Source organism: Psychrobacter sp. PL15 (assembly GCF_035984995.1).
In the GTDB taxonomy this organism is placed as follows: domain Bacteria; phylum Pseudomonadota; class Gammaproteobacteria; order Pseudomonadales; family Moraxellaceae; genus Psychrobacter.
On sequence record NZ_JAXCIB010000014.1, the window covers coordinates 19,629 to 45,195 of the forward strand.

General features: G+C 44.1%; 17 protein-coding genes, 1 tRNA gene, 2 pseudogenes and 1 other annotated feature. Of the genes and pseudogenes, 6 read left to right on the forward strand and 14 right to left on the reverse strand.

From position 1 onward, the window contains the following. Positions 1 to 163 precede the first annotated feature (163 nt). From RCH20_RS10870 to RCH20_RS10910, 10 genes and pseudogenes are all read right to left on the reverse strand, one after another. Positions 164 to 487: a hypothetical protein gene (locus RCH20_RS10870; protein ID WP_327193593.1), complete on the reverse strand. Its 324-nt coding sequence runs from the start codon at positions 485 to 487 to the stop codon at positions 164 to 166. Between the two features lie 107 nt (positions 488 to 594). Next, positions 595 to 1,825: pseudogene (locus RCH20_RS10875) on the reverse strand (IS3 family transposase). Next, positions 1,434 to 1,550: a sequence feature (AL1L pseudoknot), on the reverse strand. It overlaps the preceding pseudogene by 117 nt. Then, positions 1,800 to 2,156: pseudogene (locus tag RCH20_RS12525) on the reverse strand (Arm DNA-binding domain-containing protein); the annotation flags it as partial. The pseudogenes RCH20_RS12525 and RCH20_RS10875, both read right to left, overlap by 26 nt. 266 nt (positions 2,157 to 2,422) lie before the next feature. Next, a tRNA-Ile gene (locus RCH20_RS10880) sits at positions 2,423 to 2,499 on the reverse strand. A gap of 93 nt (positions 2,500 to 2,592) precedes the next feature. Beyond that, positions 2,593 to 3,399, reverse strand: coding sequence for a pteridine reductase (locus tag RCH20_RS10885; protein ID WP_327193594.1), 807 nt, complete (start codon positions 3,397 to 3,399; stop codon positions 2,593 to 2,595). Between the two features lie 60 nt (positions 3,400 to 3,459). Further along, complete coding sequence (locus RCH20_RS10890; RefSeq protein ID WP_327193595.1) at positions 3,460 to 4,788, reverse strand: tRNA nucleotidyltransferase; 1,329 nt, start codon at positions 4,786 to 4,788, stop codon at positions 3,460 to 3,462. A gap of 191 nt (positions 4,789 to 4,979) precedes the next feature. Beyond that, positions 4,980 to 7,313, reverse strand: coding sequence for an NADP-dependent malic enzyme (locus RCH20_RS10895; protein ID WP_209957015.1), 2,334 nt, complete (start codon positions 7,311 to 7,313; stop codon positions 4,980 to 4,982). A 323-nt stretch (positions 7,314 to 7,636) separates the two neighbouring features. Further along, a complete protein-coding gene (locus RCH20_RS10900; protein ID WP_209957017.1) occupies positions 7,637 to 9,148 on the reverse strand; it encodes a protein adenylyltransferase SelO in 1,512 nt (503 codons plus the stop codon). Positions 9,149 to 9,415: 267 nt separating this feature from the next. Then, positions 9,416 to 10,612: an acyl-CoA desaturase gene (locus RCH20_RS10905; RefSeq protein ID WP_209959067.1), complete on the reverse strand. Its 1,197-nt coding sequence runs from the start codon at positions 10,610 to 10,612 to the stop codon at positions 9,416 to 9,418. Positions 10,613 to 11,297: 685 nt separating this feature from the next. After that, the gene (locus tag RCH20_RS10910) at positions 11,298 to 12,155 is read right to left on the reverse strand and encodes a glycerophosphodiester phosphodiesterase (protein WP_327193596.1); all 858 of its coding nucleotides are present in this window, start codon (positions 12,153 to 12,155) and stop codon (positions 11,298 to 11,300) included. A 533-nt stretch (positions 12,156 to 12,688) separates the two neighbouring features. On the opposite strand from RCH20_RS10910, the gene RCH20_RS10915 reads away from it, so the two are divergent. Next, positions 12,689 to 13,654 (forward strand): hypothetical protein, encoded by a 966-nt coding sequence (locus RCH20_RS10915; protein WP_327193597.1) that lies wholly within the window; start codon positions 12,689 to 12,691, stop codon positions 13,652 to 13,654. Positions 13,655 to 13,845: 191 nt separating this feature from the next. On the opposite strand, the gene RCH20_RS10920 is transcribed toward RCH20_RS10915, so the two are convergent. Next, positions 13,846 to 14,496 carry a cob(I)yrinic acid a,c-diamide adenosyltransferase gene (locus RCH20_RS10920; protein WP_209957024.1) on the reverse strand — a complete coding sequence of 217 codons (651 nt, stop codon included), beginning with the start codon at positions 14,494 to 14,496 and terminating at the stop codon, positions 13,846 to 13,848. A gap of 308 nt (positions 14,497 to 14,804) precedes the next feature. Here RCH20_RS10920 and cysS point away from each other — a divergent pair, with 308 nt between their 5' ends. From cysS to pdxH, 5 genes are all read left to right on the forward strand, one after another. Beyond that, positions 14,805 to 16,268 (forward strand): cysteine--tRNA ligase, encoded by a 1,464-nt coding sequence (gene cysS, locus RCH20_RS10925; protein WP_327193598.1) that lies wholly within the window; start codon positions 14,805 to 14,807, stop codon positions 16,266 to 16,268. A 155-nt stretch (positions 16,269 to 16,423) separates the two neighbouring features. Next, positions 16,424 to 18,436, forward strand: coding sequence for a mechanosensitive ion channel family protein (locus tag RCH20_RS10930; protein WP_327193599.1), 2,013 nt, complete (start codon positions 16,424 to 16,426; stop codon positions 18,434 to 18,436). 393 nt (positions 18,437 to 18,829) lie between these two features. Next, positions 18,830 to 20,302: an IMP dehydrogenase gene (gene guaB, locus RCH20_RS10935; RefSeq protein WP_201558144.1), complete on the forward strand. Its 1,473-nt coding sequence runs from the start codon at positions 18,830 to 18,832 to the stop codon at positions 20,300 to 20,302. 168 nt (positions 20,303 to 20,470) lie between these two features. Next, entirely contained in the window at positions 20,471 to 21,844 is a 1,374-nt protein-coding gene (gene glmM / locus RCH20_RS10940) for a phosphoglucosamine mutase (protein WP_209957029.1), read from the forward strand. 62 nt (positions 21,845 to 21,906) lie between these two features. Next, on the forward strand, positions 21,907 to 22,578 hold the full coding sequence (pdxH, locus tag RCH20_RS10945) for a pyridoxamine 5'-phosphate oxidase (RefSeq protein WP_209959072.1): 672 nt from the start codon (positions 21,907 to 21,909) through the stop codon (positions 22,576 to 22,578). A 390-nt stretch (positions 22,579 to 22,968) separates the two neighbouring features. Here the strand turns inward: pdxH and RCH20_RS10950 are convergent, their stop codons facing one another. From RCH20_RS10950 to RCH20_RS10960, 3 genes are all read right to left on the reverse strand, one after another. Further along, positions 22,969 to 23,604, reverse strand: a complete 636-nt coding sequence (locus tag RCH20_RS10950) for a glutathione S-transferase family protein (RefSeq protein WP_327193600.1) — start codon at positions 23,602 to 23,604, stop codon at positions 22,969 to 22,971. A 33-nt stretch (positions 23,605 to 23,637) separates the two neighbouring features. Beyond that, positions 23,638 to 24,315 (reverse strand): type 1 glutamine amidotransferase domain-containing protein, encoded by a 678-nt coding sequence (locus RCH20_RS10955; protein ID WP_327193601.1) that lies wholly within the window; start codon positions 24,313 to 24,315, stop codon positions 23,638 to 23,640. A 109-nt stretch (positions 24,316 to 24,424) separates the two neighbouring features. Beyond that, positions 24,425 to 25,477 carry an NADP-dependent oxidoreductase gene (locus RCH20_RS10960; protein WP_327193602.1) on the reverse strand — a complete coding sequence of 351 codons (1,053 nt, stop codon included), beginning with the start codon at positions 25,475 to 25,477 and terminating at the stop codon, positions 24,425 to 24,427. Positions 25,478 to 25,567: the final 90 nt, after the last annotated feature.

Sequence of the window (25,567 nt, forward strand, 5' to 3'; positions counted from 1 at the left end):
AGTTATTTGTGAAGATGCTCATGGAATGGGGCGTTCTTTATGGCTGGCAGGCGCTATGCCTAGTGAGAATCCTCACTACTAAAGACGGGAATATACTTTTTATAGAGGTATATAGAAAAAAGACTCACAAATAAATTATGAGTCTTTTAGAGCTTAATAATACTTATTTGCCTGTATAGCTGCCGTCAGGTTGTAGTTGACAAGAACTACCGCCTACATAACTACCATCTGGACATATGGTAGTTCTATTAGAGTTCGAATTACCACTTCCAACGTAAGAACCGTTTGGTGCTAAGATAGCGCGACTGCCTCCAACATAAGAGCCGTTTGGCGCTAAGGTGGCATTTCCTCCTCCTACGTATTGACCATTAGGTGTCAGAGTGCAACTATTTCCTGATACATAGCTACCATCTGGACAAATAGCAGATAATGCAGGGCTACTTAGAAGTAATGCGAACACTAAAGCTGATACGTTTTTGAAGTTCATAGATATAGTCTTTAAAGTATTATAATTTGTTAATGATGTTAACAACTAGGAAAGTAATAAGCAATGTTTGAACCGCCCCGACTATATCGGAGGCTGATTTACTTGAGTCAGGCAGCAATGCCTGACAGGGTTAAATTATCATAATACCGCTTTTCAAACTCAAAAGGTGACGCATATCCAATCGCACTATGCAGACGAGTCTTATTAAACCAGTCCACCCATTCGAGGGTTGCCAGTTCAACATCATTAACACCAGTCCAGCTCTCCTTTAGATATTCAATCACCTCAGACTTATAAAGCCCGTTGACCGTTTCAGCCAATGCGTTGTCATAAGAGTCGCCAGTTGTACCAACAGAGGCGATAACGCCAGAGTCACTCATTTTATCCGTATAGCGAATAGATAAGTACTGAACCCCTCTATCGCTATGATGAATCACGTCTTTAGGTTCGTTTCTATCTGCTATCGCTTGATTTAAAGCCGCCATCACCATATCAGTATTCATACGATTAGACACCTTCCAGCCGACAATAGCGCGGGCAAACACATCAATAATAAAAGCGGTATGTACCCAGCCGCTAGTCGTCTTGATATAGGTGAAGTCAGCAACCCTGAGAAGCACTGCTTCGCAAGGGGACGATGAGCGCTAAAGTTACGATTGACCAAGTCATCAGCACGCTTTTGGTCATCACGGCTGTTGGTTGTTATTTTACCCTTGCCGCGCCAAACGCCTTGTAGGCCATGCTGCCTCATTAACCGCTCTACGGTACAGCGAGCAACCTTTGACCCGTCCTTTTTAAGCTGTTGCCAGACTTTACGCGCACCATAGCGACATTTGCTGTCCTGCCAGATGCGTCTGATTTCATTTATGTAGAATTCGTCATGCTGACTGCGCAGTGAACGCTTTTCAGGGCAGCACTCTAGGTCTTTAGCACGATGATAAGTTGATGGGGCAATCGGTAATACTCTACAAATTGGCTCGATCCCATAAAGATGTTTGTAATCATCAATAAATTTGACCATTACTTGGGTGGACGGTCGAGCTCCGCCTGGGCGAAAAAAGCGGCAGCCTTACGTATAATCTCGTTGGCTTGTCTGAGCTCTCTGCATTCGCGTTCAAGATCTTTGATACGCTGCTCTTGGCTTTGGGCTTGCACTGAGGCAGGTATGGTTTGGTCTATGTGCTTTTTATGCCATGAACGCAGGGTTTCAGGCGTGCAGCCTATTTTAGGGGCAATAGCTTGGATAGCTGACCATGTGGAGGGGTAGTCGCCTGCCGCTTCAATAAGCATGCGAACGGCTCTTTCTTTAATCTCAGGGGTATAGTTTCGTGTTTTCATTGTCGTATTCTCTCAGAATGTTAAGTCTCCGACAATACCGGGGCGGTTCAGATTTAACGTCGCGCATATAGGCTGAATAGTTACGACTAAACGTACTTGAGGCTAAAAAGGTTTTACGATCCGCATACCATGCTTGAGCAATGGTATCAAAAAGTCTTGAGCCATCTTGTTCTGCGATTTTTTCTTTCCTCTTCTCTTTTGGGTTAATACCTTCGTTAATTATCTGCTTTATTTCTAGGTTGCGCTGGCGTGATCGCTGTAGTGTTATTACTGGGTACTTGCCAAGAGTTAATGATTGCTGCTTGCCTTGCCATTGGTAGGCGTTTATCCAAACTTTATCTTCGGTATGTCTTACTTATAGCTGTAAACCGTCATCGTCACTGTGCTTATCAGGGCGGCTAGGGGTGCATTTTTCACTTGGGGTTAGCTTGTTAATAATAGTATGAGTTAATGGCATGTTGGTATATCTCCGCGTTGGTATAATCTATCCCAACAAATATCCCAACTTTCTATGTGGTTCGCCACAATCCTATATATTCCAAAAATCCCATAAAAAAAGGCTTGCCGCATCGCTGCGAACAAGCCTGATTCAATATATGGTGGGCCCAGTTGGACTCGAACCAACGACCAAAGGATTATGAGTCCTCTGCTCTAACCAACTGAGCTATGGGCCCTAACGGTAGACGCACAATCATACCTGATTTTTTTAATTTTTCAAGTAAAAGATATTAAGTGGTCAATATATTACCTAATTAGTAACATTTTCTCTAAAAACCACTACCAGCCAAGGTCAAACTGCGACCACCATCTACAGTAATAATCTCGCCAGTGACGTAACCAGCTTGTGCTAAATAGAGCACACTATGGGCAATATCATCAGGTATTCCTATCCGCTGCATAGGGATGGAGGCGATGATGTTTTGCTGCTGGCTTGCATCAAGTGCTTGATCACTATTTGATTCTGGTAATACATTAACCCCTGGAGCGACACCATTAACGCGCACATGAGGTGCCATATCTAGCGCCAAAGATTTGACCATCATTCGGTGCGCCGCTTTTGCCATATTGTACACGGCATAATTGCCAAACGGCTTATCATGAGCGTGAATGTCAAGTAAGCTGATAATGTTGCCGCCCTGGATCTTTAAATAGGGGTGTAATGCTTGGCTCAGGAACAAGGGTGCTTTAGCGTTAGTCAAAAGCAATTCATCCCATTGCTCATGCTCAATGCTACCAATAGGACTGGGGTAAAATCGCGATGCATTGTGTACTAACACATCTAACTGGCCAAAAGCAGCGATGATAGTTTGGGTGAACTGTTGTAAGGCAGCAGGGGTATTAACCACGTCTAAATCTGCAACTATCACCGAGGTACTATTGTTACGGGTGTTATTTAGCGCTTCTGCTAATGTATCTGCCTCTCGTCGACTATGATGGCAATGAATAATGACTCGATAGCCTTGATGGTGAGCTGCACGAACAATAGCGGCGCCAATACGCTTAGCGCCACCAGTGACTAGCATGACTGGCGCCACAGGGTTTATGGTCTTGGCACGATTGGCTAACTGATTCATAGCGATGCTGTTTATTTATGAGTGGTTATTTATAGGTTGTTTCTTAGGTTGTTTCTTAGATTACTTTTCGAGCGTACTCTGCGTTTGTAAGTGCTCAATCCGCACTCGACGTAGAGCCTTTCCAATAGCAACACCTTTCAAATCTAGTGCGATGTCGTCCATACTAATAGCATGGAAGCTATTAAGCGCTAGCATCATCTGACGCTGCTGTTGTGCCAATTGTAATACTTGGCTAGTAACCAGTAGTTGCGAGAGTTTATCGGGCTCTTTGTGTGCGCTACAGGCTTGGATAAGGTCGATTTTTTCTGCTGCCGTAAGTTGGTTTATGATGCTTAAATTTTTGGCTTGCTGAATGAATAAAGTGGCAAACTGAGTCTGTGCTTTGGGTACTTTAATCTGATTGCCTATTTTAGTGATATTTTTTGCAGCGTCGTTCGTATGATTGCTAGCTGCATTAACAGTTTGCTCAGCAGCGCCTATTTTTTCAAGGGTTTCATTAGTGGTTTTACTAATGGCTTTGTCAGCAGTCTTATTAATCACTTTGTCAACAGTGCTGTCCGAATTTGCAGCAGCAGACAATTTTAAATCGTCTGATTTCGACTCAAATAACGATTGATCCACACTGGCCATTAATAGCGACCAGCGCTGTGATAAATTCAATTGCATTTGACCGGCGAAGTACAGCGCTGTCTGTACCGTCTCTCGTACTTGAACAATATCCCAAGCATGATTTAGAGGGACAAAATAGACGTTCAATACACCGCTCTCATAGAGCTGCTGCCAATAGACATGAGGGGAGGTCTGCATCATTGCCCGGCTCGATTCTTGCCAAATACGTTCAGCACTCAAATGTGCCAGCTCACCCGAGCTTACCAATTCTCGCATCAAAGTGAGCGTCTCATCAGCGATGGTAAACCCTAAATCATAATAGCGACCATAAAAGCGGGCGGTTCTAAGTACCCTTAATGGATCCTCGCTAAAGGCACTTGATATATGGCGCAATGTTTTGCCATTAATATCTTTTAGTCCACCATAATAATCAATCACTTCACCGTCAACAGGACTGTCATCAATGAGGCTTACTACCTCAATAGCCATCGCATTGACGGTCAAATCACGACGTTGCAGATCCTGTTCCAAAGTGACGTCCGAGCTGGCATGAACACTGAAGCCTTGATAGCCATGGCCAAGCTTACGTTCAGTACGTGCGAGGGCATACTCTTCTCGAGTCGTGGGATGTAAAAACACCGGAAAGTCTGCACCTACTTGCTGAAAGCCAGCTGCCAGCATTTCGGCCACGGTGCTACCCACCACTACGAAGTCCTTATCTTTGATCGGACGTCCTAATAGCTGATCACGTACCGCACCACCAACCAGATAGACTTGCATTGCACCCTCTTGCGCTATTTTGTTATAGCTGCTTGGTTATAGTTATCTTGCTATCGCTATTTTGGCCAAAAAAAACCAGTCAGCGCCGTTATTGCAATGGCACTGACTGGTTTTAGTATAACAGACTGCTACCATCAATTAATAATAGTAGCAGAGTGGTATATATGCGTATCCATTTTATTTAGTGCTCATTATGCCTTAGCGGCGGCGGCCTCGCTTTCTAAATCTTGGGCTTCAGTGACCGCAAGGGCAGTCATGTTGACCACACGGCGCGCGGTCGCTGATGGTGTTAGGATATGTACTGGTTTATTGGAACCTAATAAAATAGGACCAATAGACGCGCTACCGGTTGCTGTTTTGAGCAGGTTAAAGGAGATATTCGCCGCATCTAGCGTCGGTAAGATCAGCAAGTTCGCTGCCCCTTTAAATTGACTTGATGGCAAGTCCTCTATGCGAATACGTTCGTCAAGAGCTGCATCGCCTTGCATTTCGCCGTCAAAATCAAAATCAACATTCATTTTTGTCAACAGTTCATATACCTTGCGCATTTTCACGGCGCTGGCGCGATCAGAAGTACCAAAGTTAGAGTGCGATACTAGTGCGACTCGTGGGGTAATACTAAAGCGGCGTAATTGATCCGCAGCCAATACTGTCATTTCAGCCAATTGCTCAGCAGTAGGATCTTCATGGATATAAGTATCGGCAATAAAGATATTACGATCTTGCATCAAGACCGCATTCATCGCATAAAAGTCGCTAACGCCTTGTTTTTTGCCAATGACGTTTTGAACGTATTTTAAATGCAGTTGATAGTGACCAAATGTACCGCAAATCATGCCATCCGCATCGCCGTTTTCGACTAGTAGCGCACCGATTAATGACGTTTTGCGTCGCACATCACGGCGTGCAAGCTCGATACTGACTCCGTTACGTTTGTTCTTGTCATAATAGCCCTGCCAATAGTCTTTATAGCGTGGATCATCATCAATGTTAACGATAGTGATGTTGACGCCATCTTTTAAACGTAGCGCTAGCTTGGCAATATTGTTTTCGATAACTGAAGGGCGACCGACTAAGATTGGTTGGGCGAGCTGTTCATCGACCACTACTTGTACGGCTAGTAATATATTACTGTCTTCACCTTCGCAGTAGACGATACGTTTTGGGTCTGATTTAGCGCGGGCAAAGATTGGTTTCATAACAAAGGCTGAGTTATAGACAAACTCAGACAGACGCTGACGATAGGCATCAAGATCTTCAATTGGTAAGGTAGCAACGCCTGAATCCATCGCGGCTTTAGCGACGGCAGGAGCGATTTCGATGATCAGGTTTGGCTCCAGTGGACCTGGGATCAAGTAGTCTCTACCAAAGCTTTGCATGCTCTCGATGTCTTTAACATTGTTAGTTGGCGTTGACTCAACATGTGCCATAGCAGCAATTGCGCGCACGCAGGCAATTTTCATCTCTTCGTTAACAGTCGTTGCACCAACATCTAATGCGCCACGGAAGATATAAGGGAAACACAACGCGTTATTAACTTGGTTTGGATAGTCTGAGCGACCGGTTGCCATGATGATGTCTGAACGTACTGCATGTGCCTCTTCAGGCATAATTTCAGGCGTTGGGTTGGCAAGGGCAAAGATAACTGGATCTTTTGCCATACGGCGAACCATATCGGCGGTCAAGATCCCTGGCATAGATAGCCCTAGGAACATATCCACATCATCAATCAATTCGTCAATGGTAGTGGCTTCGGTGTCACGGGCATAAAGCTGTTTTGATTCATCTAGATTGTCACGGCTAGTAGTAATGATACCGCGTGAGTCAGAAACGTAGATATTATCTTTTTGCACACCAAGGGCGCAAATAAGATTCAAGCATGAAATTGCTGCTGCGCCTGCGCCTGAACAGATAATTTTGAGATCTTCAATTTTTTTGCCAGTGAGTAATAAACTGTTAAGCATGGCGGCCGCAACAATAATTGAGGTACCGTGCTGATCATCATGAAACACTGGAATGTTCATACGTTTGCGCAATTCGCGCTCAATTTTGAAACATTCTGGGGCTTTGATATCTTCTAGGTTAATACCACCAAATGTGGGCTCAAGAGCAGCAACGGCTTCGATGAACTTGTCTGGATCATTCTGGGCAATTTCAATGTCAAAAACATCGATACCAGCGAATTTTTTGAATAAAACCCCTTTACCTTCCATCACCGGCTTTGAGGCCAATGGACCGATATTACCCAAACCTAATACCGCGGTACCGTTAGTGATAACACCCACTAGATTGCTACGTGCGGTATATTTGGCGGCTAGCGTTGGATCTCTTTGGATTTCAAGACAAGGTACTGCCACACCAGGTGAATAAGCCAAGGCCAGGTCACGTTGATTGGCCAACTGCTTGATAGGCGTGACCGAAATTTTACCCGGTCTTGGGTGTGAATGGTAATGTAAGGCAGCCTGTTCAAACTGCTCTCTTTCCGTATTAGGGTTATCCGTATTCAGGTTGGTATCGTCATTCATAGTAATTGCCATGGTTAGAAGAAATTGGAATAAAACAAACAGTGATAAAAAAACTAACGTTTAGCCCTCACAATCATTATTGCATGTGATGATTGGAGGGGGCCGTTAAATTGAGAGGGTAGCGCTTGGCGGTTGGAAATCAGCGTAAAAAACAGCAATCTTGTGAGACAGTTATTCTAGCATTATTAGCAATTCGCTGGCTAGCCAACCGAGATGAAACACGCAGATAATATAATAAATTGATATTGAACATTTAGCCAGTTGATAATACTAATTTTTTACCAAACTAGTAAACAAATATCAATCAATACTCATCATAAACCTTATGATGAGCAGCTGATCGGCAGTTGCGGTGCATGAGGAGCCGGCGGGCTACTATCACGTTCAGTGGCAATATCTTGTACGTGATAAGGGCTGGCGAGCAACGTGTATAAACGTGCCACTTCTTCAAACTGTCCTTGTTCAGCAGCGTCAATAGCGTGTTGCGCCATGCTATTGCGCAAGACATAAACGGGATTGTTGTTCTGTAACCCTTTAATGACCTCGGAAGTTGACATATTAGCATTTGATATATTGGTACTTGATAGCTCGCTTTGTTGCTCAATCTGTGTCAGATAGCGCGTACGCCACTCTTGCCATACTTGTAGCGCCTCACCGTCAAGCTCAGAGACCATGGTTGCTAGTAGCTGTTGCTCATGGGGGTGGTCATCTGGCGCGACCAAACCCAGTAGCGCCCGAAAGCTGTTGGTGTAGTCGAGTAAGTTGTCTTCTAACAAGGTTAGCCACTCAAAGGCCAAGGTCAAACTGGCTGACTGGTGCGGTAATCCTAACTTACGGCACAGCCCTTGCTGATAGTGCTGCATAAAGGTGGGCTCATAAGGGGCCAGGCATTCAGCCAAACTATCACGAGTCACGCCCGCTTGGGTTAAGCGCATAAAGTGTGGTAGCCACACATTAAGGTTCCAATGGCCGATAGCCGGCTGGTTCTGATAAGCATAACGCCCACCATGGTCAGAATGGTTATTAATCCACGCCGGATCAAAGCGCTCCATAAAGCCAAACGGGCCAAAGTCTAACGTGCTGCCAGTGATAGACAGATTATCGGTATTCATTACCCCATGAGCAAAGCCAGTCAGTTGCCAGTCAGCAATCATTCGTGCTGTACGTTGGACTACCGCTTGTAAGAAAGCCAGTACTGGCGTCTCACTATCGCGGCACTCTGGATAATAAGTATCGATCATATAATCAGTGAACTCGCTGAGTAAGTCAGGAGCAAAGCTAGCAATCCATTCGATATGACCGAGACGAATATGGCTGTCAGCGACCCGCATCAATGCGGCACCGGCTTCCATACGCTCACGGCGGATAGGTGTATCAGATACCACAAAGCCGAGCGCATTAGAGGAGGGAACCCCAAGTTGAGTTAGGGCATGACCACCCAAATACTCCCTTATAGTACTGCGTAAGACCGCCCGTCCGTCACCCATGCGAGAGTAGGGTGTCAGACCGCAGCCTTTAAGATGCAAATCTTGTAAATTATCATTACTATCTAGTACTTGGGCCATTAATAAGCCGCGACCATCACCCAATGGCCCCGCCCATTGACCGAATTGATGACCGGCATAGGCCATCGCCAAAGGTTCAAATTCGGCAGGTAGGTAATGACCACCGATAATATCAACCCAGCGGGCCATTAAATCGCTGTTTTCTGCCCAGCCTAATTGCTCTGCAACTTGAGTATTAAAATGACCGACACGTGGGTTATCAAGTGGTGTTGGCGGTTGCTTATGATGAAGACGTGGATCTAATTTGGCGTAGGTGTTTTGATAGCGCATATCAGGTATTTCCATTAAAACATAAGGTAGATAAAACCACTATAACATAGGCTTAATACGGCATCGAGCTACACTGTCACGGTCTTGTAATCTATTTTTTGTTAGCCTATTTTATACTGTTCTTTAACTTTTTTACCAAGCTCTAAACAAAAAAACCCCCTTCATCCATAGTAGATGAGGGGGAAGGAGAAACGTTGTAATAAGTACACTAATCCGACTGAGAACAGTAACGCTTAACTAAACAGTGACGTCTAGGTTCAGTCAGCTTTAAGCGGCTTTACTGCTCTGGCCGATAGAGCGGAACGCTGTTTTCAAGTTGTCATTATGCTCATGAATCTTTTGCTCGATCTTGGCATATTCAAACTTGAGGTTGTCATCGACTTCATGCAAACGGTCAGCGAACTCAGTCTTTTTCATTTCGATAGCTTTGGCTTTCAGCGCTTGCCATTCTTCAACCGTTTGGGTGAAGGCATCGTATTCAAATTTAATACGATCTTGGAAGCTTTGCATAGCATGAGGAATATCAATGCCATCCGCATTTGCCGTATCGATGTGTTGATGCGCTTGTTTGAACTGCATTTGTACTTCAGCATGCTTGATAGTGGTGTCATCAATAGTACGTAACTCAGTCGTTAAGCCCACTTTTGACAAACCAGCGATTAACCATTTAGTTGGATCATACTGCCACCATTTCACACCATTACGATAGTCATACTGGAAGAAGTGATGATAGTTATGATAACCCTCACCCCAGGTAAAGATCGCTAATATAGAGTTATCACGGGCACTGTTGGTATCGGTATAAGGACGCGTTCCAAACATATGACACAATGAGTTAATGAAGAAGGTGAAGTGATGGGTCAGTACCAAACGTAGCAAACCGGCCAGTACTAAGGTACCCCAAACGTCACCAATCAACCAACCAATAGCGGCTACTAAGCCGACGTTAGCCGCTACCACCCACAGACCATAATACTTATGCTGAATTTGTAAGGTTCTATCCTTGGTCAAATCAGGGATGTTTTTATAATCAAACTTACCACTAGGATAGTTGCGTAGCATCCAACCCACGTGACTGAACCAAAAGCCGCGCCGTGCTGAGTACGGGTCATTTAACTTGTGATCAACATGACGGTGATGGCTACGGTGCCCAGAAACCCAGTCAAACGCAGAGCCCTGTACCGCTAGTGTAGAGCCCAGTAATAGGAAGTTTTTGACTATCGGATGCGCTTTATAAGAACGATGCGACAATAGACGGTGATAGCCTGCAGTAATACTCATACCTGTATAGACCATCAAGACGCCGAATACGCCCCAAACGGGTGCGCTGACTTGATGGGTCATTAGATACCAAGGAGTAATGACTGCAGCAGCAAGCGGCGTGGCTACCAAGATCGCTGCGGGTATCCAATTAATCGGTGCTTTTGTGAACTCAAGTTCACGCACGTCGATGGTCTCGCTCATAGAGACATCGCCGCTCTTAGTAGAGGCAGACGAATTATTGGTATAGTCACTAGTGGCTGCGCGCTGCTCATTGAGTGCGTTATTCGCCTTGTTATCGTCGAACCGCGTTTTAAAGCGCGTCGCTTGAATAGTGGCATTCTGCACTAGTGTGCTGCCAGATTTGATAGCGAAACGTAAGCCTTTAAGCGGTAAGCCAAGTGCTTTTTTTGCAATCATATAATATCCCTAACGGTATTAACTTCAATACCCTATATTACATCAAAAAGAGAAGAAAGTGAACACCTATGCACTATAAAAATATTGCTAGATAACAATAACTTGTATAGATATATACAAGTTATTGCTGTGAATATCGCGTCACCTACCAGGTATTGAGTAAAAGTGTAAGTAGCACCCAAGATATGTTAAATTTTTAACACCGTATCTAAGGTCTGTTGTAAGGTTTTAGAGCCGTAAATATTAATAGCTTTTATCGTAGTAAAACTAACGATTTATTCATAATAACTGAACAGTAATCAACGTCTTATTAACGCCAACGATTGATCATGATTTAAGTAATACAGACCAGTCATAAATATTAAATATTCATGGCAGCCCTCTATTAGTAAAAACGACTCATCTATAATAACTAGGTATTTATAATTATGACAATTGGATATTTATAATATGAATATTTGTTAGGTATTTATAATAGTTGAGTTGGGATATCGGTAATAATCACATCGACTTGCCATTTCACAAGTTGTTTAATACTGTCAATATCATTTACTGTCCAAGCGCTCACTGGTAAATTGTGACGGTGGCAATGTTGGATGACTGACTGAGTCAGTAGGGGATAATAGACCCCAAGTCGAGTGCAGCCCAGTTGCAATGCCTTATTGGGCGCAGTCGCCAATAATTCTGGTGTGTGTGCCAGTAAGCCTCTGGGCATATGGGTCAATAATTTATTGCGCTGCAGCTGAGCGAGTAGTTGTAGATCAAAGCTGGTGAGCACAATAGGTAGCCCAGCAAGTGGGGTATCCACCAAGTAGCGCGCTAACGCGCCAACTAATTTTGAATAATTAGTGCGGGGGTGCGTTTTAATTTCTAGTTCAATATGGGTAAATTGTGCGAGTTTATGCACGGCTGTTGTTAGGGAATCATCATTAGTATTGTCAGAAATCCTAGCCCCAGCAAACCTAGACCCATCAAATCTAGACCCACCAAATAAGTTATTTAGCGTGTGTTTCTGTGGCGTGGAGGAAGGCAGTGCTTGCGCCAGCATGTCTAGACTGATGATCTGATGTCCTGATTGCAGTTGACGCTGAATTTCAATCAGGCTCAATTGATCAATACGGGATTGCAAACCGCATAAGCGCTGTAGGGTTTCATCATGAAAGATCACTAAATGCTCGTCAGCTGTCAGCTGTACGTCAAACTCAATTCCTGCCAAGCCACGCGGCCTCAAGCGAGAAGCATGCTGAAATCCAGACAAGGTATTCTCTAGCACTTCGCCGCGAGCGCCACGATGACCAATCAGTTGCGTGTTTTCAAGGTTTATCATGATGATTAACCACTCCCTTTTTTTAAGTGAGTCCATACAAGTTAATAACTTGTAACGCCTAACAGGGTCTGCTGAACATTGGGGGTAAATTAATGGCGAAAAAATGTCCAACACGTCCTAACAGGATATAACAAGATCTGGCGAAAATCTAATGAGCTGTTAAACGAAAATATTGTTAGCTACTAAACATAGCGATCTTTTAAACCATGCTGCATGGATTTCAGATAAGCAAACAGTGGTTTATCTATCTATTGGTAATGGCTATGTTGCTCTTAATATTCAATGATTTGCCAAATTGGTAGTAGGGGCTAAGGATTAATATGAGGGTTTGTTATGTTTTTGCAACCAAAGGTAGGTTTTAAGGCCGTTGATGGATTTTATTTGCATATCAATGAGCTACACTGATGACCACCTTATTCAAACCTCGTATAATGGTTTGGTTTTTAAATCTATCGTAGCGGTTGTTGCGGTATAGATATCAAACACTGTCCATAGACAGTGGCACGTATCAGTAAATCGGGAGTAAATTAAGTATGAGCGCAGCGAGTAATAAATGGATCAAATGGCAGCAAGTCGCCGGTATCGGTATGATATGCGGATTGGCAGTTGCTGGGTGTAGCCGCTCAGATGAGGTTGAGGACAGTAAAGATGCAGATGCTGCTATCGAGCAACCCGTCACTAATGATAGTGCGGTCGCTCCTGCCATTAATTGTGATGACCCGATGGTACAAGACCGTCTCAAAACTGCGCTAAAAATTACGCTCAATCAGCAGGCGCAAACGTTAGCCGCCAGTTATGCCAACAGTGCAGAAATTAGTTTAAGCGGTGCCACAGTTAATGGGAAAGTAAACGGTATTCTCATTGATGTGCAAAATGCGGCAATCCTGCAAGAAGCCAACGCCAATGGCATGACCACTTGTCAGGCTAGTGTCAGCATGACCTTGCCTAGTGAAGATCTGTATCAAGCCAGTCAAGTACAAGCGGCGAACAATCAGGCCAGCTTACAAACTCGTCTCGCTCAGGATAATATTCGTATCAATAACAATATGCTGGTTGATGATGCCTTTTCTTATGTCGTGAGCACTCAAGGTGGCCAAGTACGCACCCGTATTGCCGGACAGCCCGCACTGATTACAGTAGTGGCAGATGTCATGGCAAGTTCGGTTTTAAAGTCAGCTATGGACAGTCAGCGTACGCCGAGCCCTGCTCAAGAAGCGCCCCGTCGCCGCGACGCTACGCAAAATAATAATGCCAGTAGCAACCAAACTCAGACTACTCGTCAGCCTAAGCCGGTAACACCATCTACGCCTGCACAGCCTGCGACTCCGCCCACCATTAATCAAGACAGCACACCAGGCAGTACTTCAAATACCCCTCAAGAGGCTGTAACGCCGAGTACTGATGCTAAAGCGCCAGCCACACCTACTGCTCCAGCGTCGGTGCCAAAAGATGATAGTATTGATATGGTCATTATCGAAGATGATAGCGCCACTTATTAAAGGTTCACTTTGTGCTTAATTCAAGAATCTGTTATTGGTTTATAATTTGATATTGATGCAAAACTTGATGTAAAAAAATAGTGTAAAAATAGTATAAAAATAAAACGCCCGCAACTGACTAAAGTTGCGGGCGTTTTGGCAAAAAACATTTTCAGTTACAACCGTAAGGTTTTTAGCCAGTAACAATGCAGCTATTCATTACCCTCAAGTTTTTGTAAAACTTGGCTGTCCCATAAGACTTCAGAAACTTGCTCAGGGTCAGTGCAGAAGCGAGCAGCTACAAATAACCAATCAGACAGTCGATTGATTAAGCTTACTGCAGTGCTACGAATGGCTTGTGGGCGTTGTTGTTGTAGTATCACTGCTTGGCGTTCGGCACGGCGGCAGACACAACGTGCGACATGCAGTTGGCTGACCAATACTGAACCGGTCGGCAAAATAAAGTCTTTGAGCGGCGGTAAAGTGGTATTCATGGCATCAATTTGCTGCTCTAACCACTCGATATGGCTGGCGTACACCGCTTGATACTCTGGCATCGCCAGCTCACCACCAACATTGAATAATAGATGCTGGATAATAACCAAGGCCTGGGTAAAATCAGCGCCTGCTGGCTGCCCTTCCTGTTGTTGTAGACGGTCAGGTAACGGCTGCGTATTGGCATCCGCTGCGGCTACCGCTTGGGCAAAGTGTGCCCGTACTAGGCCAATATGCGAGTTAAGCTCGTCGACATCGCCCATTACGCTGAACAAGTCATCGGCCTTGCTGACGCGGCTACCATCGGCCATACCGGTGGTGCCATCATCTCCAGTACGAGTGTAAATTTTACTTAAGCGATTGCCCATTGTTTTTCCTTAGGTGTACTCATTTATCGTGCAGTTTATAGGGAGGGGTAAGTTTCTAACACTCAGTGTTTATAAGTGAACATCTCCCATAATCTAGCTCATTGTAGTATTTTACAAGCATTTTCGCTAAGATACATTTTGCTAAGACCCATTGTCGTTGAGATCGTTAGATTGGTTACATTATGCTGCGCTACGTTTAGACTTTAATATTAGACTATCTGCATGCTATTTTTTGCATTATTGCCCGTTTTTTTATTTTTATTCCTGTTGTTAACACCTAATTTAATTTTTTACCTAAAGGCTATTTTATGACTACCACACCACTTGCCGATGCCATGTCGCAGTTGTCCATCTATAATTCGATGACTGGACGTAAGCAGACATTCACGCCGCTTAATGCTGGTCAAGTGGGCATGTATGTGTGTGGCATGACGGTCTATGATTATTGTCATATTGGTCATGCGCGAGTGCTAGTGGCTTTTGATTTGGCGGTACGTTGGCTCAAGCAGTTGGGTTATGAGGTCAATTATATCCGCAATATCACCGATATTGATGACAAGATTATTGCCCGTGCTGCAGAAAATAGCGAAGATATTGGCGTATTAACGCAGCGTTTTATCGCAGCGATGCACGAAGATGCCGTCGCGCTTGGTTGCTTAACGCCTAATGCGGAACCGCGCGCGACTGATCATATCGATGAGATGCAGCAGATGATTGAGACCCTAGTCACCGGCGATTACGCCTATCCTGCTGATAATGGTGATGTCTATTATGCCGTCGATAGCTTTGCTGACTATGGCAAATTGTCCAAGCGCAACTTAGATGAGATGCAAGCTGGATCACGGGTCGAGGTTGAAAACGTTAAGCGCAATCCATTTGACTTTGTGTTATGGAAAGCAGCTAAAGCAAATGAGCCACAATGGGCCTCACCTTGGGGTCAAGGTCGTCCAGGCTGGCACATTGAATGCTCGGCGATGTCGACTAAATGCTTGGGCAATACCTTCGATATTCATGGTGGTGGTCATGATTTACAGTTTCCGCATCATGAAAATGAGATTGCGCAGTCAGAAGCGGCTACTGGTTGTGAATACGCCTGTAATTGGATGCACGTGGGCTTTATTAACGTCGATGGCGAAAAGATGTCCAAGTCTTTGCATAACTTTTTTACCATTCGCGATGTGATGGCAAAATACCATCCTGAAACCGTGCGTTACTTTCTACTATCCAGCCATTATCGCAGCCAAGTCAATTTCTCAGATGTGGCCCTAGATGAAGCACATAATAGCCTAAGCAGACTATATCATGCGCTAAAGATCGCGGAGCGACAAAAAGGACAGACATTAGAGGTTAACGAAACCTTGATAAATAATGCTTATGCCAGTACGGCAGGACAAGAGTTTATCGCTGGCATGAATGATGACTTTAACAGCTCTGCTGCTATCAGTATTTTATTTGGGCTGGCACGTGACATTAATAAGGCTATTAAAGCTGAAGACGTGGAAAGTGCATGGCAATTGGCGCAGCGGCTAAAAGCATTAGCACAGGTACTCAATATATTACAGCAGCCAGTGCAGCAGTTCTTACAAGCCGTTATCGGTGAAGAGAGCGATGATAGCTTTAGTGATTCTGATATTGATAATTTGATCATTGAACGCGCCGATGCCAAAACCAATAAAAACTTTGCTCGTGCCGACGAGATTCGGGTGCTGTTGAAAGAGGCCGGTATTGAGCTTGAAGACAGTCGCACTGGCACTACCTGGCGTCGCGCCTAAAGGTTGTTATCGTGATTGTAAAAGCTATTTTTCGCTATTAAATACGAATACTTCATATTAAATACGAACCCTAATAAATTAAGTCAGCTTACACTGGCTTTTTTTTACGGACTGTTTTAAATTGGATTAATATTTAGGTCAATAAATTCAATGCTATGAAAACCCACTGTAAGCTTATCAATACTAAAACTGGTCATCTCTGTACTCATCATGCTGAATTAAAAGCGGCGGATAACAACCTTTATGCCTGCTACATTAATAATTTTATTAATAAGGCTAATAGCAATAGTGTCAAATTATTGATTGGCTTTTTAGTCATGTTGCTTAGTTTGCTTTACATTCCTGCCCAGGCTGCTACCAATGATAATGAAGAGCGCAATCCGTCAGCACAAACCAAAAATGAGCCAGATAACTTGGCTGATTACGCCGCCCAGAAGATTGAAACTATCAAAAATAAAAATATTGATCTCTCTGAAATAGCTCGTGAAACGATTAACCCTACTGAACAAACGGCTGTGCAGCAAGCAGGGCATTTGCAAGGGGAGACGAGCCTAACAGGAGAGTACAATGAAAACTACTATCCGCTAGACGCTCTCAACAGTGGGTTACCGCCATTAGCAACGCCGCCTAATTTATCAACGCCACTGGCCACTTTGGAGTTTTTTCAGTCGGCCATTATGAAGCAACAGTTTGATTTGGCCGCTTATGCGCTAAATATGAATTTGATTGATAGCGATGTGCAGCTTAGTCGCTCACTTGAATTGTCCAAGCGTTTAGATTTTTTATTAACCAAAAAAAAACTATATGTCTTTGATAAGTTGCCCGATCGCCCTGATGGTCTGATTGAACCACCGCTTGGTAGTAATAACAGCGTGACAGGTATTCCCAGACGTTCTATTCAGCTCGGATACATGGAATACCGTGAGCGCCGTGTACCTATGTATTTACAACGTGTGCGAGTTGAGGATAATGCGCCGATTTGGGTGTTTTCTGAGCAAACGGTCGGTAATATCGACAGTCTTTATGATCAATATCAACCCACGCAGTTTGAGCGTTATTTACCTACTTGGATGGGGTTACGGTTTTTTAGTATTGCCGTATGGGAATTTTTAGCGCTCGTTTTATTTTTCTCATTTACTATGGGTGTGGGTTGGTTACTGAGCACAGGAACCGAAAAAATTATCAACCGGTTTGCAGCCGACAAAAGATACACTATCGATGTTGGCAGTAGTAATAGTGTGGCGGACTTGGTCAGTAAGTTGACCGTGCCGTTGACGTTTACCATCAGCTTTTCTTTAGTATTCACTCTAGTCTCCGGTGGCTTTCCTTATTTAGATGCCGTGGCGTCCTCCACCCGTCCGATTATTTGGCTTGGCCTGGTATTCAGCGCGCTGCGGCTCGGCATACGAGTCATCAACTTTTTTGCCAATCGCTACCAAGATTTACAAATTGAAAATTTAAGTGAAGAGAACTTCGATAAAGGACGCCGCCGCCGTACTTATGCATCAGTATTTCGGCGCATGTTTATCTTTGTGATGATCCTAGGCAGTATTTGGATTGGCCTTAGTGAATTTACCAATATTAATGGGCTTGGTAGGGCCTTATTGACCTCAGCAGGTATTGCTGGTGTGGTTATTGGTGTTGCCGCGCAGCCTAGCTTGGGCAATATTATTGCGGGTATACAGGTGGCAATCACTCAGCCAGTACGCATTGGCGATACAGTGATGATGGAAGGTCATTGGAGTACTATCGAAGATTTACGCTATACCTATGCGGTGCTAAAAACCTGGGATGAGCGGCGCTTAATTGTCCCGATGCGCTATCTTATTACTGAAATCATAGAAAACTGGTCGCATACCGAATCGCACCAAACTGGTGTGGTGTATTTACATCTTGATTATGGTGCTGATATCGACACTATACGCCAAAAATATATTGAAGTGGTCAAGGCGAATGAGTTATGGGATGGGAAGTCGGAGCCTGAGCTATTTGTAGTATCAGTCAGTGAAAATAGTATCAAAATAAGGGGCAGTCAGGCCGCAAATAGTCCTTACAATGCTTGGATATTAGCAAGCAGTGTGCGTGAGGAAATGCTCAGCTATATTAATCAGGAACAAAAAGAGTATCTACCAACAGAGCGTTTTACCTTTAAAGACAGCCATCAATAGACATATTTTTGATGGTCATTACCCCAAAAGCTGCTTTAGTGGCATAAATTATAAACTTTACTTATTTGAGTGTCAGTTGAGTATACAATATTGGAATACAGATACGCCGCTGTAAAGTGAGATGACAAAACTATTATGCGAGAGGCGGGCTTATTTGTTATAATGTGGCGTTATTTTTAAGGGATAACTGAGTCATTAAGCAGCGGTCGATGCTACATTTGTATTACCGCATTATTGATCACTCATTGAAACAGCCTTTGACTCTAGTAAGCGCCTATATCTAGAATCTGTAACCTAGAATCTGTATTTAGCGTTTGCTGGCTGCCATACTGTTAATTGAGATCCTTAATACTGAGCTCCCACCCATCAAAATAACCACCGCTAGGGGTATGTATGTTACGTATTGTCCATGAAGCCTTCACCTTTGATGACGTTTTATTGTTACCAGCCTATTCTGAAGTCCTGCCAAAAACTGCCGATCTGTCTACTCGCCTGACCAAAAGTATTACCTTAAATTTACCGTTAATTTCTGCTGCTATGGATACGGTTACTGAGTCTGAAATGGCCATTACTATGGCACAGTTAGGTGGGTTAGGTATCTTGCATAAAAGTATGGATATTGATAAGCAGGCCACTCAAGTGCGCCGCGTCAAAAAATTCGAAGCGGGTACAGTAGTTGATCCTATTACTGTCCATCCAGAGATGACTATTGGTGAACTATTAAGATTGACCCAAGATAATAATATTTCAGGTGTGCCTGTAGTAGAGAAGGGTACTGATAAAGTTGTCGGTATCGTTACCCATCGTGACTGGCGCTTTGAAACCAATTTATCATTACCGGTCAGTCATATCATGACCCCAAAAGAACAGCTGGTCACCGTTCATGAAGGTGAAAGCAACGAGAATATTAAGAAACTACTGCATGAACACCGTATCGAAAAAGTCATTGTTATTGATGATGACTTTCGTCTGCGCGGTCTGATTACCGTTAATGACTTTGCTAAAGCTGAAAACAACCCAAATGCTTGTAAAGATGATCATGGTCGCTTGCGTGTTGGCGCGGCCGTCGGTACTGGCGCAGACACTCAAGCGCGCGTTGAAGCTTTAATCGCTGCTGACGTAGATGTTATTGTTGTTGATACAGCGCACGGACATTCAAAAGGCGTGATTGATAAAGTATCTTGGATCAAAAAGAACTTTCCACATGTTCAAGTTATCGGTGGCAATATCGCAACGGGTGATGCGGCAAAAGCCCTACGTGACGCTGGTGCTGATGCCGTTAAAGTGGGTATCGGTCCAGGATCTATTTGTACTACCCGTATTATCGCTGGTATTGGTGTGCCACAAATATCAGCTATCGATAGCGTAGCTAGTGCATTACAAGATAGCATTCCGCTGATTGCTGATGGCGGCATTCGCTATTCAGGAGATATGGCAAAAGCTATCGCTGCTGGCGCTTCGTGCATCATGGTCGGTTCACTAATGGCAGGTACCGAAGAAGCGCCAGGTGAAGTTGAGCTGTTCCAAGGCCGCTATTACAAAGCCTATCGCGGTATGGGTAGCCTAGGTGCCATGTCAGGTCAGAACGGTTCATCAGATCGCTACTTCCAAGATGCCAAAGATGGGGTCGAAAAGCTGGTTCCAGAAGGCATTGAAGGTCGCGTTCCTTATAAAGGTCCAGTAGCGGGTATCGTTAACCAATTGGTTGGTGGCTTGCGCTCATCGATGGGCTATACTGGCTGTGCGACTATTGAAGAGATGCGTAGCAAACCCCAGTTTATCAAAGTCACATCTGCTGGTATGAAAGAGTCGCATGTTCATGATGTGCAGATTACCAAAGAAGCACCAAACTACCGAGTCGACTAAATGACAGCGGTAAAAGCGTGAATATTTATACGTCAGAGATTTTAAGATACAAACAGCCCACAATGCTCGTTCATTGTTGGCTGTTTTTTTTGTAAAATAAGACAGTAGTAGACACTCTAGCCTGCGAGCACGTTTGGCCTTTCACTTTTAACATAGGGATTATTAATAATGAGTTACTTCGGCACCGATGGTATTCGCGGCAAGTTTGGCAAAATGCCTATTACGCCTGATTTCATTTTAAAATTAGGCTATGCGACTGGACAGGTGCTAATAGCAAATAACGATAATCCTGAGCGTAAACCCAGTGTGGTCATCGGTAAAGATACTCGGCTTTCAGGCTACGTGATTGAAGGCGCGTTGCAAGCAGGCTTTAATGCGGCAGGGGTAGATGTCCATTTGTTAGGACCTTTGCCAACACCTGCCATTGCTCATTTAACTCGTAGCTTTCATGCAGATGCTGGCGTGGTAATCTCAGCGTCGCACAACCCCTATTATGATAATGGCATCAAATTCTTTGCAGCAGATGGTAAAAAGCTTACTGATGAGATGCAAAATGCAATTAACGATAAATTAAAAGTTGTCATGAGTGCAACTGACGGTGAAGGCAATCATTTATCGATGCCGATCCTCGATCCGGCAGAGTTGGGTAAAAATTATCGGATTGGCGATGCTAAAGGTCGCTATATTGAGTTCTGTAAAGGCAGTTTCCCTTATCAACATGATTTAAGCCAACTAAAAATAGTGGTAGATTGTGCTAATGGTGCCGGCTACAGTGTGGCACCTAGGGTAATGCGTGAACTTGGCGCTACCGTAATTGCTATTAATAATACGCCGGATGGTTTAAACATTAATGCTGATTGTGGCTCCACTCATCCTGAAGGGCTGCAACAGGCCGTTTTAGACCATGATGCTGATATTGGCATTGGTCTTGATGGTGATGGTGATCGCATCGTGCTAGTGGATGAAGCTGGTAAGCTAGTCGATGGTGACGGTATTTTATATGTGCTCGCCACGCAAGGTCAAACGCGAGTCGCTGGCGTGGCGGGTACGTTAATGAGCAACATGGGTCTAGAGCTGGCACTACAGGCAAAAGGCATTGGTTTCGTTCGTGCAAAAGTCGGTGATCGCTACGTGATGCAAGAGCTAGAAGCCAAGGGTTGGATACTAGGTGGTGAACCGTCCGGGCATATTCTGTGTTTAGACAAGAGCCGAACTGGGGACGCTATTATTGCAGGCCTACAAGTGCTGGCAATCATGCAAGAGCAAAATAAAGCGCTCAGCTACCTTACTGAAGGCTTTGACGTGTTGCCACAAAAATTGGTTAATATACGCTTATCTCAGATGCAGGATCCTTATGCGTATGAAGAGTTGATTGTCGCCTTTGAAAAAGCGAGTATCACCCTAGAAGGACGTGGCCGCTTGCTGATTCGACAGTCGGGTACCGAGCCCATGATTCGTGTTATGGTTGAGTCAGATGATGAGATAGAATGTGATATGATTGCCAACGGCTTGGCCAATCATATTAAAGCGGTATTGGGCTGATTGCCATCAAAATTAACCATAGCCACCAACAAAAGTATGAATAATAAGGAACAGTTATGAGCATGGATTTTACTGATCAGCGTCTATCTTATGATAAAGGCAGCCTTGATCAACAATTAGTACCCGCATCACCGTTTGAGCTATTGAAAGGCTGGATTGGGGAGGCGACTGAGCAGCAAGTACAAGAGCCCTATGCGATGAGTCTTGCCACTTGCGGCGCTGATAATAAACCCAGTGTGCGTATTGTACTGATGCGTGAAGTTACTGAAACTGGCGTGGTATTTTATACCAATTATGAAAGTGCTAAAGCGCAAGATATCGCTGAAAACCCTAATGCGGAAGTGTTGTTCTTTTGGCACGAGCTGGAGCGCCAAATTCGTATCAGTGGTAGCATTGCTAAAATAGATGCGGACAAATCATCCGCCTACTTCCAAAAACGTCCGCATGACAGCCAAGTCGGCGCGTGGGTCAGTCAACCACAAAGTGGCAAAGTTGCCAGTCGTGAGGCAATGGAGCAGACTTTCGACCAGCTGCAAGCTGATTACCCAGAAAATACTTCAGTGCCAACCCCAGAGTTTTGGGGCGGCTATGAGATTACGGTTAATGAAATTGAATTTTGGCAAGGTCGGGCCAATCGTATGCATGACCGTATCGTCTATAGCCGTGACGATAGTGGCAGTGATGACAGTAATGACAGTGCCGTAAGTTGGAACACCAAACGCCTACTGCCATAAACGATTACAGACACTGATGCTTGTTTAAGCACTAATATAAGTATGAGCATAAGCATAAAAATCTAGTTAGTGATTTGTACAAAAAAGCCACTTCAGAGGTCATATTTATAATGACGTCAAGAGTGGCTTTTTACGGGGTACGGGATGGTCGGGAGTGGCAGGTGGACCCAACATAAACGGCTGTTCATGGGGTTTAAATCGATATTCGGTAGTCATGAGCGAACGATAGTCTGTAGCAATGGAGAGGATAGGAACATATTACAGCTCCTGCACAAGCTGATTGCTGGCACACTCTAATGCTATTAGCAGTATGATAAAACCAAAAAATAGCCCAAGGCTTGCTTGGGCTATTTTATCATAACTTTAGTTATCGCTCGTTGCTAACAGCGTTTAAGTACGGTTAGTCTCATCATAATCAGCTTCCAAACGCATAGCGCGTTGATAACTATCAAGGCTAGCCAACTGCAATGCATAGTGCTCGATATGAGGATAATTGGCCAACTCTTTACGCTTAGCCAGCATCATCAAGTCAAACGACAGCATAAAGTCAGCACCGCTAAGTTGATTGCCTACAATGAAAGACTTACCCTCGACCGCTGCATCCAAATACTTGAACAATCTGGTCTTTTCTTTATCGATATAACCATTCAAAAACTCATTATCATGAATGCCTGCTTTTTTGGTGAACAATTCAAGCATCAATGGCAACATTAGCGAGCTTTCAGCAAAGTCAATCCACTGTAGATAATGACCATAATCTGTGCTATCAGGAGCAGGTCGCAAGCGATCTGGCGCAAAGCGTTCAATCAATAATTCAGTGATTGCACCCGATTCTGAGTATAACTGACCATCCATTTCGATGACCGGCGACTTCCCAAGAGGATGAACGGCTTTTAAGCTGGCTGGTGCCAGATAAGTGTTAGCATCTCGCTGATGACTAGTAATTTCGTACGGCTCACCTAATTCTTCTAAGAGCCATAAAATGCGTAGCGAACGTGATTGATTAAGGTGGTGTAAGCGAATCATAGTAGTTAGCCTGTAGTATGGATCTCTAAGCTATTAGCCTTTGAGCTTAGTCAGTAAGCGTTTGGCCGCTTCTTCTGATGATGCTGGGTTTTGCCCTGTGATTAACAAGCCATCTTCTACCACAAACGATTCCCAATCAGCCGCTTTTTGGTAATTACCGCCATTGGCTTTAAGCGCATCTTCTACTAAGAAAGGCACCACATCTGTAAGGCCAACTGCCTCTTCTTCTGAGTTGGTAAAGCCAGTGACTTTTTTACCTTTTACTAGGTATTCGCCATCGACTTTAACGTTTTTAAGGGCTGCTGGAGAATGGCAAACGAAGGCTACAGGTTTGTCTTGTTTAACGAAAGTCTCGATCAGATTGATAGAGTTTTTATCCACTGCCAAATCCCATAATGGGCCGTGACCACCAGGATAAAACACTGAATCAAAGTCTTCAGCTTTCATATCAGCGAGTTTCTTAGTGTCGGCAAGATGCTTTTGCGCATCAGAGTCTTCTTTAAAACGTGTGGTATCTTTTGTTTGTGCATCTGGGGTGTCGCTACCAGGATCAAGTGGTGGTTGACCGCCAGCAGGAGAGGCAAGTGTAACATTTGCGCCAGCATCCAAAAACGCATAGTAAGGAGCGGCAAATTCTTCTAGCCAAAAACCAGTTTTTTTACCAGTATCACCTAAACGATCGTGTGATGTTAAAACCATTAAAATATTCATAATTATCCTTATTTATTTGAAAATAGTATCTATCAAGTGGTGCTTGCTAAAGTATCAGATAAAGTAGTTATCAGTACTTATTGCAGCCAGCCTTTATCAAGGCTATCTACTATTTAACATCAGCAACTTTTATGACGGTTTTGCCAAAATTGTTGCCTTCTAGCATATCAAAAAAGGCTTGTGGCGCTTGTGCCAACCCATCGATCTGATGTTCTTTGGTTTTGACTTCGCCAGATTCAACCCATTTGCTCATAGTTTTTAAGAATTCTGGGAAATGATCGCCATACTCTTCAAAGATGATAAAACCCTTGATGGTCAGACGTCGACTTAGAACATTTCCCATTAGGACACTCAAGCGGTCTTTACCGTCAGGTAGTTCAGTCGCGTTGTATTGGGATACTAAGCCACATACTGGGATGCGCGCGTGGGCATTTAATAGTGGCATTACCGCGTCAAACACTTTACCACCGACGTTTTCATAATAGATATCGATGCCATCAGGACAGGCGTCTTCAAGCTGCTGTGCAAAGTCGTCGGCTGTGTGATCAATACAAGTATCAAAACCTAATTCGTCGACCGCGTAGGCACATTTTTCAGCACCACCTGCCACTCCGACAGTACGTACCCCAAGATGCTTACCAACCTGTCCGACTGTCGCACCGACCGGGCCTGTTGCAGCGGCAACCACTAAGGTTTCGCCCTTTTTGGGTTTACCAATATCAGTCAAGCCCATATAACCGGTGAAGCCTGGCATACCAAGGACACCCAAGCCATAAGACGGGTTCGCCATGTTCTTATCAAGCTTTAGTACGCCTTCACCATCACTGACACTATAATCCTGCCAGCCTGAATTGGAAACTACTAGGTCACCGATGGCAAATTTATCAAGATTGGATTCAACTACCTGAGCGACGGTACCGCCTAGCATCACATCGCCAACTTCTAAAGGGTCAGCGTAGCTTTTAGCATCGCTCATACGTCCGCGCATGTAGGGATCGAGTGATAGGTAAACGGTGCGTAGTAGCATTTCGTTGTTATTTGCAGTGGGTAGGTCACTGGAGGTCAGCTCAAAGTTATCGCTGGTTGGCGCGCCATGGGGGCGGCTGGCAAGTTTAATTTGGCGATTCTGTTGTTGGTTTTGTTGTTGAATGTCAAAGCTCATGTTAAAGCTCCTTATTTTAATTATATCGTTTTAATTACATCGTTGTAATTATATCGTTGTAATTATATTGGTTTACTTATGTCGTTCTAA